This window comes from Jatrophihabitans sp., from assembly GCF_051960575.1.
Lineage (GTDB): Bacteria > Actinomycetota > Actinomycetes > Mycobacteriales > Jatrophihabitantaceae > JBQCEE01.
This window is the reverse complement of record NZ_JBQCEE010000323.1, coordinates 1-12,231: the sequence shown is the minus strand read 5'-3', so window position 1 is coordinate 12,231 and position 12,231 is coordinate 1. Positions and strand designations below refer to the sequence as shown.

Genomic DNA, 12,231 nt, shown 5'->3' with positions numbered 1-12,231 from the left:
AACTAAGGGGAACTGACATGGACGCGGCACTCATCGTAGTGGTCGTGCTAGCCATCGTGGTGATCGGCACCCTGCTGCGCAGCGTTCGGATCATCCCGCAGGCCCGTGCTGCCGTGGTCGAGCGGCTGGGCCGCTACATCCGCACGCAGGGCCCCGGCCTGACCCTGTTGGTGCCCTTCGTCGACCGGATGCTGCCGCTGATCGACCTGCGCGAGCAGGTGGTGAGCTTCCCGCCGCAGCCGGTGATCACGTCCGACAACCTCACCGTCGCCATCGACTCGGTCATCTACTTCCAGGTCACCGATCCGCGGGCCGCGACCTACGAGATCGCGAACTACATCCAGGCCGTCGAGCAGCTCACGATCACCACGCTGCGCAACGTCGTCGGCGCGCTCAACCTCGAGCAGGCGCTCACCAGCCGCGACGACATCAACACCCAGCTGCGCGGCGTGCTAGACGAGGCCACCGGGCCGTGGGGCATCCGCGTGGCGCGCGTCGAGATCAAGGCGATCGACCCGCCGCCGTCGATCCAGGACGCGATGGAGAAGCAGATGCGCGCCGACCGTGACAAGCGCGCGATCATCCTCACCGCCGAGGGTCAGCGCGAGGCGGCGATCAAGACCGCCGAGGGGCAGAAGGCGGCGCAGATCCTCGCCGCCGAGGGCCAGAAGCAGGCCGCCATCCTCGCCGCCGAGGCCGAGCGGCAGTCGCGCATCCTGCGGGCCGAGGGCGAGCGGGCCAGCCGCTACCTCGCCGCGCAGGGCCAGACGAAGGCGATCGAGACGACCTTCGGGGCGATCCACGCGGCCAAGCCCGACCCGGCGCTGCTGGCCTATCAGTACCTGCAGACGCTGCCGCAGATCGCGCAGGGCGACGCGAACAAGATGTGGATCCTGCCCAGCGAGTTCAGCAAGGCGCTCGAGGGGCTGGCCCGGCTGGGCGGGGCGGAGGGAGACGGCGCCCCGTCGTGGCTCGAGCAGACCGGCACCGGCGGCGGTGACGACGAGAAGATCGACACCAGCGGCTGGTTCGACTCGCACCTGCCCCCTGCGGCCGAGCAGCCCGAGGCCGCGAACATCCGCGCGTCCGACCTCGACGCCGCCACGCTCGCCGCCCACAGCGGCATGCCGGACGAGCCCTCGGCGGGCACGACCGTGCTGCCCGGCGCGGCGACGGGCCTGCCGGCAGGGGCGACCGAGTGGAGCGCACCGACGCAGGAGGGCTCGCCGCCGAGACCACCGGCCGACTGACCGGCGTCGTCCGGCCGGGGCTCAGAACCCCGTCTGGCACCACGGGGCGAGCGCGGTGGCGAGCAGCGCGTCGAGCCGGCGCACCGCGCCCGCGGTGTGCTCGTCGACCTCACCACCCGCCGCCACCACGGCGAGCGAGTGCCCACCGAGGTAGACCGCGCCGAGCGCCCGCACGGACAGCGTGAGGTCGGCCGACGCCGTGGTCGGGGTGCACGCCGCACCGTCGGGTGTCGCGTCCAGCGCGAACCGGCCCGCGGCCGGGGCGCCCGGGTGGTCGTCGACGACCTCGAGCACGAGCCGGTCGCTGCCGGCCCACCCGCGGGCCGAGAGCGCGGCCGGCACGTCGAGCAGTCGCACCCAGGCGAAGTCGCCGGTGAAGGTCTGCCGCAGGGCGCGGCCGTCGGCCATGAGGAATCGTGCCGGCTCGTCGACCGACCGCATGCCCAGGTGCACCTCCTCGATCACGGCGCGCTCGGGGTGGTAGTTCCAGTGGTCGCGTTCGGCGTCGCCGCCCGCGGCGACGAACGATTCGACCTCGATCGACGCGTACGCCCCGTCGAGCTCGAAGTCGCGGGTGGTGCGCCAGCCCAGCAGGCCGTCGGGGCCGTCGGCGCCCTCGCGCAGCAACCAGTGCTTGCGGGGCCCGATCCTGGCCATGGTCACGCCGAGGAACCCGCCCCACCATGCGTCCGTGCGGCTGATCTGGCCGGCGCGCCGCCGCCGTGCCCGTTCGAACAGTGCCGGCGCCACCTCGAGGAGCTCGGCCGGCTCGACCTGCCGCACGGTGCCGCGCCCGCACGCGGCCACGTGGGCGCCGCGACCGCGCGGGCGGTAGACGTAGTCGGCGTACCGCACCGCCGGCCCATAGCCGAAGCGGCCGTAGATCGGCCACTCGGCGGCAACGAGCACGCTGCACGGGTCGCCGCGGTCCTTCGCCGCCGCCAGCGACGAGGTGAGCATGCGGGTGAGCAGCCCGCGGCGGTGGTGGGTCGCGGCGACGCTGACCCCGGTGAGGGCGTCGACGGGCAGCGCCACCGTGCCGCCGCCGGGCCCCGGCACGGTCATGGTGCGGGCGTCGGTGAGCAGGGTGGCGACGACCCGGCCGCGGTCACGCACGGCGTAGGCGCGCTCGGGCGTCCAACGCGACCGCCAGCGCTCCTCCAGCGGCGCGAGGTCGTTCTCGCCGCTGTCGAACAGCAGCGTCATCGCCAGGGCGCGCGACCAGTCGCCGATCTCGCTCTCGGGCAGCGGGTTCAGGATCTCGAGGTCCACAGCGGCGACGATGCCATGCGCCGGAAACGGGTTGGCCCGACCTCGACGATCAGATCCAGCTGACGTGGTTTTTGAGGTAGATATAGCCGACGAAGCTCACCGCGTCGATGATCGTGTGGGCGACGATGAGCGGCACGACGCGGCGGGTGCGCTGGAACCACCAGCCGAAGATCAGCCCCATGACCGCGTTGCCGATGAACGCGCCGTACCCCTGGTACAGGTGGTAGCCGCCGCGCACGACAGCCGCCGCCCCGATCGCCGCGGGTGCCTTCCAGCCCCGCTGCGCGAGCCGGGTGAGGACGAACCCGCAGACGACGACCTCCTCGGCGATGCCGTTCTGCGCGGCGTCGATGAGCAGCACCGGGATGCGGTACCAGACGTCCGGGAAGTTGGTGACGACGATCTGGGCGTTCGCGCCGAGCTGCCGGGCGACGTACACCAGCCCGAGGCCGGGGATGCCGATGAGCGCGGCGAAGCCGGCGCCCTGCAGCCACTCGACCCGCCGCACGCGGTCGAGGCCGATCGAGAAGCCCGCTCCGCCGGGCGAGCGGGCGAGCAGCACGACCGCGAGGAACGCCGGCGCCAGGCCGAGCGCCGCCTGCACCAGGTACTGGGTGAGGTCGAACCAGGCGTAGGTCGGGGGAGGGGAGTAGACGATCGGGCCGGTGGCGACGTGCTTCAGGCCGAGGCCGCGGTTGATGATGAGCTGGTCGTGGATGTTGTCGAGCAGCGAGCGCACGCCGTCGGCACCGTAGGTGACGGCCAGCACGGCGAGCAGTTCGAGCCCGAGCAGGCGGTCACGCGTGCGGCTCGGCGGCGGGGCTTCGGTGGCGACGTCCACCCCGCCAGTCTGCCGAACCGCGGTTGAGGGATCAGGCGGCCGGCGTCAGCCGCTCGAGGCGCAGCGAGATGTCCGCGCACTCGGCGCAGACCGTCTCGGGGATGACGCCCCACCGCATCAGGCGGGCGAACACGATGCAGCCGGCGCAGACCGCGAACACCGACTCGAGCACCGCGAAGACCACGATGACCGCCAGCAGGACGATCGGCGCGACGGTGAGTCCGAGGGCGGTCAGCAGCACGGCGGTGCCGGTGAACGCCAGGCCGACGGCCTGGGCGAAGCGCTTCGGCGGCCCGGGCACGAGCTTCGCCGCACCGAGGCGTGGGGCGACGACCTGGGTGGCGAGCCGCCCCAGCGGGCTCAGGCGGGGGCCGGTGAGCACGCGCGCCAGGAACCCGGCCGCGAGCACCGCCGAGAGCCAGAGCCACTGCCGGTCGACCGTGGCGGCCAGGACGATCGTGGCGGTGGCCTCGACCACCACGCCGCCGGCGACCACGCGGGCCGCCTTCTCATTCACCGGGTTGGGGAAGCCGATCCAGGACACACCACGAGGATAGCTTCCCTACCGATCTGATCGGCAATCGGCCTCGTTGCACTGCGCCGTTCGCCGACGGTGCAACCGTTGCAGATCGGGACGATCGGCCCGACACTCGCAGACCGGCTGCGAGACGCGCGCGTACCGGATGCCCTATCGTGCTCGACAAGGGGCGAGCGGCACATCCCTCCCGTGCCGCCCGCCCCTCTCTGCACCCTCGCCCCCGGGTGCCGCCGACCACTGGCATGAATCCGGATCGCTCGATCATCCGAATTGATGGACGACGGCCCGACACGGGGCCGAGTCGAGGAGTCAGCAGTGGGACGTCGCCGGATCGCCGTGGTGGGCAGTGGAGTCGCGGGCCTCACGGCGGCGTACGTCCTGCAGCGCAGCGCGGACGTCACGCTCTACGAGGCCGACCACCGGCTCGGTGGTCACGCGGACACCCACGAGGTGCTCGGACGCGACGGCCGCCTGCGCGCGGTCGACACCGGCTTCATCGTCCACAACCTCCGCACCTACCCGACCCTGCTGCGGCTGTTCAACGAGCTCGGCGTCGCCACGCAGGAGTCGGACATGTCGATGTCCATCTCGTGCGCCGGCTGCGGCCTCGAGTACGCGGGCGGACGCGGCGTGTCCGGGCTGCTGCCGTCGCGGCGCACGTCGACCAACCCGCGCTACCTGCGCATGCTCGGTGAGGTCGTGAAGTTTCACCGTCGCGCCAAGGCGCTGCTGGCGAGCGACGACGACGAGCTCACCGTGCGCGAGTTCCTCGCCCGAGGCGGCTTCACGCCCTACTTCGTCGCCCACTTCATGACCCCGCTCATCTCGGCGGTCTGGTCGACGGCGCCCACGCAGGCGGGCGACTACCCGGCCCGCTACCTGTTCGTCTTCCTCGCCAACCACGGCATGCTCACCGTGACCGGTGCGCCCACCTGGTACACGGTGCTGGGCGGCTCGGCGCGGTACGTCGAGCGGGCGGCGAAGGGGCTCAGCGCGGTCGAGACCTCGACGCCGGTGCGCGAGGTGCGCCGCACCGCCGACGGCGTCGAGATCCGCACCGAGGCCGATGCGGTCGAGCAGTTCGACGGCGTCGTGCTGGCCGCGCACCCGCAGCAGTCGCTGCGGATGTTGAGCGCCCCCACCGCGCTGCAGCAGCAGCTGCTCGGCGCCATCGGCTACACCGTCAACCCGACGCTGCTGCACAACGACACCTCGGTGCTGCCCAAGGCGCCGCGCGCAGCCGCATCGTGGAACTACGCGCTGCCGTCGTGCGACGCCGCACCCACGACCGTCCAGGTCAGCTACAACATGAACCGCCTGCAGCGGCTCGACGGGCCCGACACCTACGTCGTCAGCCTCAACGGCGACGACGCGGTCGACCCGCGCCTGATCATCGACCGGATGGACTACGAGCACCCCGTCTACACCGTCGAGTCGGTCGCCGCGCGCGGTCGCCTGCCCGAGCTGAACGACGGCGTCGTCGCGTTCGCCGGCGCGTACCACGGCTGGGGCTTCCACGAGGACGGCGCGCTCTCCGGCGTCCGTGCGGCCGCCAGCCTGGGTGTCACGTGGTAGCTGCCGCGCTGTACGACGTCGACATCGTCCACGTCCGCAGCGACCCGATCCGGCACGTGGTGCGCCGGCGGGGTGAACTGACCTTCGTCGACCTCGACGAGCTGCCGCGACTGCCACGGGCGCTGCGCCCGCTGGCCCGGCTCGACGCCGCCGACCACGTCGGCGACCCGGCCCGCTCGCTGCGCGAGAACATCGACGCGTACCTGGCCGAGCAGGGCATCGACGTCGCGGGCGGCCGCGTCACGATGCTGACCCAGCCGCGCCGGCTCGGCTACGTCTTCAACCCGCTCACCGTCTACTGGTGCCACGACCCGGACGGCGCCGTCGTCGCCGTCGTCGCCGAGGTGCACAACACCTACGGCCAGCGGCACCGCTACCTGCTGCGGCCGGACGACGCGGGGCGGGCCGAGACCGAGAAGCAGTTCTACGTCTCGCCGTTCTACCCGGTCGACGGCCACTACCGGATGAGCCTGCCCGAACCGGGCGAGCGGCTCGCGCTCACCATCACGCTGCACCGACCGGGCGGCCGCCCGTTCACCGCCTCGGTGCGAGGGGTCCGCCGCGAGCACACCACCAGGGCTGTGCTCGCGGCGGCCCAGCGCCGCCCGCACGAGACCCGCGCCGTGCGGGCCGCCATCACACGCCACGGCATCCAGCTCTGGGCGCGGGGGCTGCCCGTGCAGCCGCGCCCGCCCCACCCGTCAGATCCCCGTTCGGAGGACACCGTGCCCACCACCAAGACCACCGCCGCCCGGCTCGCCGGCCTGCTCACCGACATGGGCGTCGAGCTGCCCGTGCGGCTGCGCGCCTGGGACGGCAGCGAGGCCGGCCCCGCGGGCGGCCCAGTGCTCGTGATCAACAACCGGCGTGCGCTGCGCCGGCTGCTCTGGGCGCCCGGTGAGCTCGGCCTCGGCCGGGCCTATGTGTCTGGCGACCTCGACGTCGAGGGCGACATCGCCGACGGGTTCCGCCGCGTCTGGGCGGTCGGCGGCTCGAAGCCCGAGTTCACCGCGCGCACCATGGCCCGCGCCGCGCTGACCGCCGCCAGGCTCGGCGCCATCGGCCGGCCGCCGGCCCCGCCCGCGTCCGAGGCGCGGCTCGAGGGACGCCTGCACAGCAAGCGTCGCGACCGCGCCGCCATCGCCCACCACTACGACCTCTCGAACGAGTTCTACGAGCTGCTGCTCGACGGCACGATGGCCTACTCGTGCGCGTACTTCGCCGAGTTCGAGGGCGGCGGCAGCACGCCTGCCGCGCGCCCCGACCAGCCGCTCGTCGACGCGCAGCGCGCGAAGCTCGACCTCATCTGCCGCAAGCTCGACCTGCGCCCGGGCGGCAAGCATCTCGACGTCGGCTGCGGCTGGGGATCGCTCATCCTGCACGCCGCCGAGCACTACGGCGTGCACGCCACCGGCATCACGCTCTCGGCGCAGCAGCGCGACTTCGTCGCCAAGCGGATCGCCGACCGCGGGCTCAGTGACCGCGTCGAGGTGAAGCTGCTCGACTACCGCGAGGCCCGCTCGCTCGGCACCGGTGTCTTCGACTCGGTCAGCTCGATCGAGATGGGCGAGCACGTCGGCGAGGAGCAGTACCCCGAGTACGCCTCGATCCTCTTCGACGCGCTCAAGCCGACCGGACGCCTGCTGCTGCAGCAGATGTCGCGGAAGGCCGACGCCGCGCCGGGCGGCGGTGCCTTCATCGAGAGCTACATCGCGCCCGACATGCACATGCGCCCGCTCGGCGCCACCCTCGACTTCCTCGACCGCGCCGGCTTCGAGGTGCGCGACGTCGAGGCGATGCGCGAGCACTACGTCTGGACGGTCGAGGCCTGGATCCGGACGCTCGAGTCGCGGTGGTCGGAGTTCGTGGCCCTCGTGGGCGAGGAGACCGCCCGCGTGTGGCGGCGCTACCTCGTCGGCGGGGCGCTGAGCTTCGAGCAGAACCGCATGGGCGTCGACCAGTTCCTCGCCGTCAAGCCCGGCCCGCTCGGGGTGAGCGGCATGCCGGCGCGTCGTCCCTGGGCGCGCTGACATCTGGACGCGCTGACACCGGGCATCATCACCTCGGTGAGCTACCCGACCTCCGCCTTCGCCGCCGGCCTGCCCTGGGCCGGCGGCGCCGTGCTGCTCGTGCTCGCCGTGACGTTCGTGGTCGCCCGGATCGCCGGGAAGCACAGCGTCATCGACACGGCGTGGGGACTGCTGTTCGTCGCCGTCGCCGTCGCCACCTTCGTCCACTCGGACGGGTACGGGTGCACGCCGCGGCGCTGGCTGCTGCTCGTGCTGCCCCTGCTCTGGGGGCTGCGCCTGGCCTGGCACATCGGCCGGCGCACCGTCGGCAAGCCCGAGGACCCGCGCTACGAGAAGCTGCTCGCGAAGGCGAAGGGCAACCCCGACCTGTACGCCCTGCGCAACGTCTACCTGCTGCAGGGCGTGCTCGCGTTCCTCATCGCCGCGCCGATCCACGTCGGTGCCTACGAGGCCGGGCCGCTCGGTGTCGTCGGCTGGCTCGGCGTGGCGGTCTGGCTGCTCGGCGTCGCGTTCGAGGCGATCGGCGACGCCCAGCTGCAGCGCTTCCGCGACGACCCGGCCAACAAGGGCCGGATCATGGACGTGGGCCTGTGGCGCTACACGCGCCACCCGAACTACTTTGGCGACGCGTGCGTGTGGTGGGGCATCTTCCTGGTCACCGCGTCCGACTGGCCGGGCGTGCTGACGATCCCGGCGCCGATCCTCATGACGCTGCTGCTCACCAAGGGCTCCGGCGCCCGCATCCTCGAGGCACACATGGCCGGACGCCCCGGCTGGGCCGAGTACGCCGCCCGCACCAGCGGCTTCTTCCCCCTGCCGCCCAAGCGCCCCTGAGGGGTCAGCTGTAGGCGCCCCGCAGGACGCTCCGGCCGCTGTACTCGTAGTTCGGGGCGTCGACCTGCTGCACGCTGACCTCGATGTCGGTGTAGGTCGAGACGAGCGAGGCGGGGACGGTGAGCGTGCTGGTGCCGTCCTCGTCCAGCCAGCCGACCGGCTTCATCGCGGTGCGCTGGGCGTTGGTCAGCCACACCTCGTAGCGGTGCTGCGAGTCGAGCGACGGCAGGCCCGCGGCCATGATCGTCATCCGGCTGTCGGGCGCGAACTTCACGGTGGCCCGTGCCGAGCGCGGGCCCTGCTGGTACGCGGCGAGCGCGACGCTGCGTGCGTCGGTGGTGGACGTGGACGACGAGTCGTTGGTCGCGACGACGGTGATGCCGGTGGCCACGACCGCTGCGGCGGCGACGGCGCCGACGGCGTAGGCGGTGCGGCGGCGCAGACCGAGCACGACGGGCTCCGGCGTCGCGTCGGCCTCGGCGCGCACGGTGGCGAAGACGGCGCTCATGTCGGGCAGGGGCGGCAGCGGGGTGTCGCCGTCGGCACCGACCGCCGCCATGATCTCGGGGGCGAAGCGCTGGGCCGAGGTCAGCGACGCGTGCGCGACCACGGCCGAGACGAGCTCCTCGCGGCAGTCGTCGCACGCGCGCAGGTGCTCGGCGGCGGCCATCACCTCGTCGCGTCCGGCGTCACCGGTCAGCAGACGGGGCAGGTCGTCGGCAAGGTGCTGGGTCATCGTGTGCCTCGGCCATCTGTCTTCGGTCGGCCGGCCTCGAGCAGTCCTGCCAGACGTTGCAATCCACGGGCGGTGCGGGTCTTCACGGTGCCGAGCGGCACCTGGATGCGGGCGGCGATCTCGGACTGGGTGTAGCCCTCGAAGTACGCCATCTCGATGACCTGCCGTTGCAGGTCGGGCAGCAGGTCGAGCGCGGCGCGCACCTCGTCGGCCCACACCAGCCGCTCGGCGATGTCGCGGCCGTCGTCACCGGTGATCTCGCGCATCGAGTCGATCGGCACGACGACGTCGCGGCGCTTGCGCAGGTGGTCGATCGCCCGCTTCCTGGCGATGCCGAGCACCCAGCCGCGCAGCGACAGCTCGGGGTCGTAGCGGTCGTGGACGCGCCACACCTCGTAGAAGACGCGCTGCATGACGTCCTCGATGTCCGGCTGGGGGACGTATCGCCCCAGGTAGGACATCACGAGCGGACCGAGCGTGCGGTACGCCTCTTCGAGCGCCTCGGGCTCTCCGCGGTGCAGACGTACTCCGACGTCGGCGAGAGCTGCTTCCATGTCCGCCATTTCGTGCGCGAACGCCACTACGGTTCCAACCCCGGCGAATCCGCGCCCGGCCCGCGGCCCGACCACGTCCAGGCGTACCGGCCGTCGTCGGCCGCCCGACCGCCCTCACCGAGCCGCAGCGGACGGAAGGTGTCGACCATCACCGCGAGCTCGTCGAACTCGTGGACGCCGATCGAGCGCTCGTAGGCGCCGGGCTGCGGCCCGTGCGAGTGCCCGCCGGGGTGCAGCGACACCGAGCCGAGCCCGATCCCGGATCCCTTGCGGGCCTCGTAGTCACCCCCGCAGTAGAACATGACCTCGTCGCTGTCCACGTTGGCGTGGTAGTAGGGCACCGGGATCGACAGCGGGTGGTAGTCGACCTTGCGCGGCACGAAGTTGCAGATGACGAAGTTGGTGCCCTCGAACACCTGGTGCACCGGCGGCGGCTGGTGCACCTTGCCGGTGATCGGCATGAAGTCCGCGACGTCGAACGTGTACGGGTAGAGGCAGCCGTCCCACCCGACGACGTCGAACGGGTGGTGCGGCAGCACGTGCACGGTGCCGGTCGGTCCGGCGGCGCCGCGGTGCTTGACGAAGACCTCGACGTCGGTGCCGTCGTGCTGCTCGGGTTCGCCAGGGCCGTGCAGGTCGCGCTCGCAGTAGGGGGCGTGCTCGAGGAACTGGCCGTAGCGCGACAGGTAGCGGTGCGGCGGCGCGATGTGCGAGTTGGCCTCGATGCAGTAGGCGCGCACCCCGTCGGGGCCCGGCAGCCAGCGGTGCGTCGTGCCGCGCGGCAGCAGCACGTAGTCGCCCTGGCGCGCGTCCAGGGGCCCGAAGACGGTCTCGACACGCGCGCTGCCCGACTCGAGGTAGACGCACTCGTCGCCGATGGCGTTTCGGTACAGCGGTGAGGGCTCGCGGGCCCACACGTAGGCGATGCGCACGTCGTCGTTGCCGAGCACCAGCCGCCGTGCGGTGACGACGTCGCCGGCCGGCCCGGCGAACAGCGTGTGCAGCCGCAGGTGCCGGGGCAGCAGCGGCTCGTTCGGCGTGGTCGTCTGGTCGGGCAGCTGCCACGGGCGGGCGTCGACGAGCGCCGACGGGATGTGCCGGTGGTAGAGCAGCGAGCTGTCGGAGCTGAACCCCTCCTCGCCCATCAGCTCCTCGTAGAGCAGGGCACCGGCGTCGTCGCGCAGCTGCGTGTGGCGGTGGGGCGGCACACTGCCGCGCCGTTGGTAATGGGCCATGACACGCTCCTCGTCGACCGGGTCGTCCCTTGCTTACCACTTCCTTGCGGCTCGGCTCGGCGGCTGGTGCCCGCCCGGGCGCTCCGACAGGATCGCACCATGATCAGCACCTGGGCCCGGCCCGCCGCTGCCGGACTCGTCGTCGTCGCCGCTGTCGGCTGCACCGCCGCCTGCTCGTCCACCACCGGAGGCAGCGGGTCCGGGTCGGCCACCGCGACCTCGAGTGCGCCCGCCCCGTCGAGCGCGCCGAGCAGCGTGCCGCCCAGCGCGCCGTCGTCGGCGCCGAGCAGCGCGCCGTCCAGCGCGCCGTCGTCGGCGCCGTCCAGCGCGCCGTCCAGCGCACCGCCCAGCAGCCCGTCCGCGCCGGCGAGCAGCGCGCCTGTCGCCGTGCCGCCGCCGGCCGGGTGCTCCGGCACCGCCACGTGCACCGTCGCCGCGACCCGTGACCTCGGTCAGGGGTTGGTGCTCAAGCTGCGGCGGGCCGACCCGTCGACCTACCTCCAGCTCGTCGACCACGGCACCTCGGTGGCGTGGCACAGCTTCCCGTACGAGTACGCGGGCGACCTCACCTGCAGCATCGCCGGCGCGCTGCGCAACTGCGTGCTCGTCGACGGCGTCGGCGCGCACAGCTCGACGGCGTGGCCGGTGGTCGTCGACGGCGACAACCTGAGGATCGGCACGTCGGCCACGACGGACACGCCGGTGATCGACGCCTACGACATCGACCACGACAACCGGCTCGACATCGCGGCGCTCATCAACGACTACAACCCGTCCTACGCCACCGGGCACGACCAGTGGCAGACACTGCGCCGATCGCCCGACGGGCTGCGCTTCACGCCGACCGGCTGCACGCCCGTCGCCACGAACCACGAGCCGCCCCCGCGTCCGACGACCTTCCAGAGCGGGAAGTGCTCGAGCGGCTGATCAGCGCTTCTCGACCGGGACGAACTCGCGCTGCGCCGGGCCGACGTAGAGCTGGCGGGGGCGTCCGATGCGCGTCTCGGGGTCGTTGATCATCTCCTGCCACTGGGCGATCCAGCCCGGCAGCCGGCCGATGGCGAACAGCACGGTGAACATGCGGGTCGGGAAGCCCATCGCGCGGTAGAGCAGCCCGGTGTAGAAGTCGACGTTCGGGTACAGCTTGCGCTCGACGAAGTAGTCGTCGGACAGGGCGACACCCTCGAGCTCCATCGCCAGGTCGAGCAGGTCGTCGCGCTTGCCCATCGCCGAGAGCACTTCGTCCGCGGCCTTCTTGATGATCGTCGCGCGCGGGTCGTAGTTCTTGTACACGCGGTGGCCGAAGCCCATCAGCCGCGAGCCCTCGCCGCCCTTCACCTTGGCGATGAAGTCGGGGACGTTGTTC

At 72.4% G+C, this 12,231-nt stretch carries 12 protein-coding genes and 1 pseudogene; 6 read left to right on the top strand and 7 right to left on the bottom strand.

Going from position 1 to position 12,231, the window contains the following annotated elements; genetic code table 11:
• Nucleotides 1–17 precede the first annotated feature (17 nt).
• A complete protein-coding gene (locus ACTHMS_RS18035; RefSeq protein WP_440308044.1) occupies nt 18–1,250 on the top strand; it encodes an SPFH domain-containing protein in 1,233 nt (410 codons plus the stop codon).
• Nucleotides 1,251–1,271: 21 nt separating this feature from the next.
• On the opposite strand, the gene ACTHMS_RS18030 is transcribed toward ACTHMS_RS18035, so the two are convergent.
• From ACTHMS_RS18030 to ACTHMS_RS18020, 3 genes are read right to left on the bottom strand one after another with little or no spacing between them, the layout of a single operon-like run.
• Nucleotides 1,272–2,522: a GNAT family N-acetyltransferase gene (locus tag ACTHMS_RS18030; RefSeq protein WP_440308042.1), complete on the bottom strand. Its 1,251-nt coding sequence runs from the start codon at nt 2,520–2,522 to the stop codon at nt 1,272–1,274.
• Nucleotides 2,523–2,571: 49 nt separating this feature from the next.
• Nucleotides 2,572–3,363 (bottom strand): CPBP family intramembrane glutamic endopeptidase, encoded by a 792-nt coding sequence (locus ACTHMS_RS18025; RefSeq protein WP_440308041.1) that lies wholly within the window; start codon nt 3,361–3,363, stop codon nt 2,572–2,574.
• 31 nt (nt 3,364–3,394) lie between these two features.
• On the bottom strand, nt 3,395–3,907 hold the full coding sequence (locus ACTHMS_RS18020) for a DUF4395 domain-containing protein (RefSeq protein WP_440308040.1): 513 nt from the start codon (nt 3,905–3,907) through the stop codon (nt 3,395–3,397).
• 267 nt (nt 3,908–4,174) lie between these two features.
• Between ACTHMS_RS18020 and ACTHMS_RS18015 the strand changes: the two genes are divergently transcribed.
• The 4 genes and pseudogenes from ACTHMS_RS18015 to ACTHMS_RS18000 all read left to right on the top strand — a co-directional run bounded on the left by ACTHMS_RS18015 (nt 4,175) and on the right by ACTHMS_RS18000 (nt 8,340).
• A complete protein-coding gene (locus tag ACTHMS_RS18015) occupies nt 4,175–5,476 on the top strand; it encodes an NAD(P)/FAD-dependent oxidoreductase (protein WP_440308039.1) in 1,302 nt (433 codons plus the stop codon).
• Nucleotides 5,470–6,159: pseudogene (locus ACTHMS_RS18010) on the top strand (DUF1365 domain-containing protein); the annotation flags it as partial. The gene ACTHMS_RS18015 and the pseudogene ACTHMS_RS18010, both read left to right, overlap by 7 nt.
• A 93-nt stretch (nt 6,160–6,252) precedes the next feature.
• Complete coding sequence (locus ACTHMS_RS18005; RefSeq protein ID WP_440308043.1) at nt 6,253–7,506, top strand: class I SAM-dependent methyltransferase; 1,254 nt, start codon at nt 6,253–6,255, stop codon at nt 7,504–7,506.
• Between the two features lie 36 nt (nt 7,507–7,542).
• Nucleotides 7,543–8,340, top strand: coding sequence for a DUF1295 domain-containing protein (locus ACTHMS_RS18000; RefSeq protein ID WP_440308038.1), 798 nt, complete (start codon nt 7,543–7,545; stop codon nt 8,338–8,340).
• A 4-nt stretch (nt 8,341–8,344) separates the two neighbouring features.
• Here the strand turns inward: ACTHMS_RS18000 and ACTHMS_RS17995 are convergent, their stop codons facing one another.
• From ACTHMS_RS17995 to ACTHMS_RS17985, 3 genes are read right to left on the bottom strand one after another with little or no spacing between them, the layout of a single operon-like run.
• Complete coding sequence (locus ACTHMS_RS17995) at nt 8,345–9,076, bottom strand: anti-sigma factor domain-containing protein (RefSeq protein WP_440308037.1); 732 nt, start codon at nt 9,074–9,076, stop codon at nt 8,345–8,347.
• Entirely contained in the window at nt 9,073–9,630 is a 558-nt protein-coding gene (locus ACTHMS_RS17990; protein ID WP_440308036.1) for an RNA polymerase sigma factor, read from the bottom strand. Before ACTHMS_RS17990 ends, ACTHMS_RS17995 begins: the two co-directional genes overlap by 4 nt.
• A 26-nt stretch (nt 9,631–9,656) precedes the next feature.
• Nucleotides 9,657–10,865, bottom strand: a complete 1,209-nt coding sequence (locus ACTHMS_RS17985; RefSeq protein ID WP_440308035.1) for a homogentisate 1,2-dioxygenase — start codon at nt 10,863–10,865, stop codon at nt 9,657–9,659.
• Nucleotides 10,866–10,964: 99 nt separating this feature from the next.
• Between ACTHMS_RS17985 and ACTHMS_RS17980 the strand changes: the two genes are divergently transcribed.
• Complete coding sequence (locus ACTHMS_RS17980; RefSeq protein WP_440308034.1) at nt 10,965–11,792, top strand: hypothetical protein; 828 nt, start codon at nt 10,965–10,967, stop codon at nt 11,790–11,792.
• Here the strand turns inward: ACTHMS_RS17980 and ACTHMS_RS17975 are convergent.
• The coding region (locus ACTHMS_RS17975; protein WP_440308033.1) for a citrate/2-methylcitrate synthase at nt 11,793–12,231 on the bottom strand (439 nt) is incomplete at its 5' end.

What these genes read in the sequence shown, in the direction of transcription:
- ACTHMS_RS17980 (WP_440308034.1), top strand. Translation starts at nt 10,965, where the DNA reads ATGATCAGCACCTGGGCCCGGCCCGCCGCTGCCGGACTCGTCGTCGTC.
- ACTHMS_RS18035 (WP_440308044.1), top strand. Translation starts at nt 18, where the DNA reads ATGGACGCGGCACTCATCGTAGTGGTCGTGCTAGCCATCGTGGTGATC.
- ACTHMS_RS17990 (WP_440308036.1), bottom strand. Translation starts at nt 9,630, where the DNA reads ATGGAAGCAGCTCTCGCCGACGTCGGAGTACGTCTGCACCGCGGAGAG.
- ACTHMS_RS18015 (WP_440308039.1), top strand. Translation starts at nt 4,175, where the DNA reads ATGGACGACGGCCCGACACGGGGCCGAGTCGAGGAGTCAGCAGTGGGA.
- ACTHMS_RS18005 (WP_440308043.1), top strand. Translation starts at nt 6,253, where the DNA reads ATGGGCGTCGAGCTGCCCGTGCGGCTGCGCGCCTGGGACGGCAGCGAG.
- ACTHMS_RS17995 (WP_440308037.1), bottom strand. Translation starts at nt 9,076, where the DNA reads ATGACCCAGCACCTTGCCGACGACCTGCCCCGTCTGCTGACCGGTGAC.
- ACTHMS_RS17985 (WP_440308035.1), bottom strand. Translation starts at nt 10,865, where the DNA reads ATGGCCCATTACCAACGGCGCGGCAGTGTGCCGCCCCACCGCCACACG.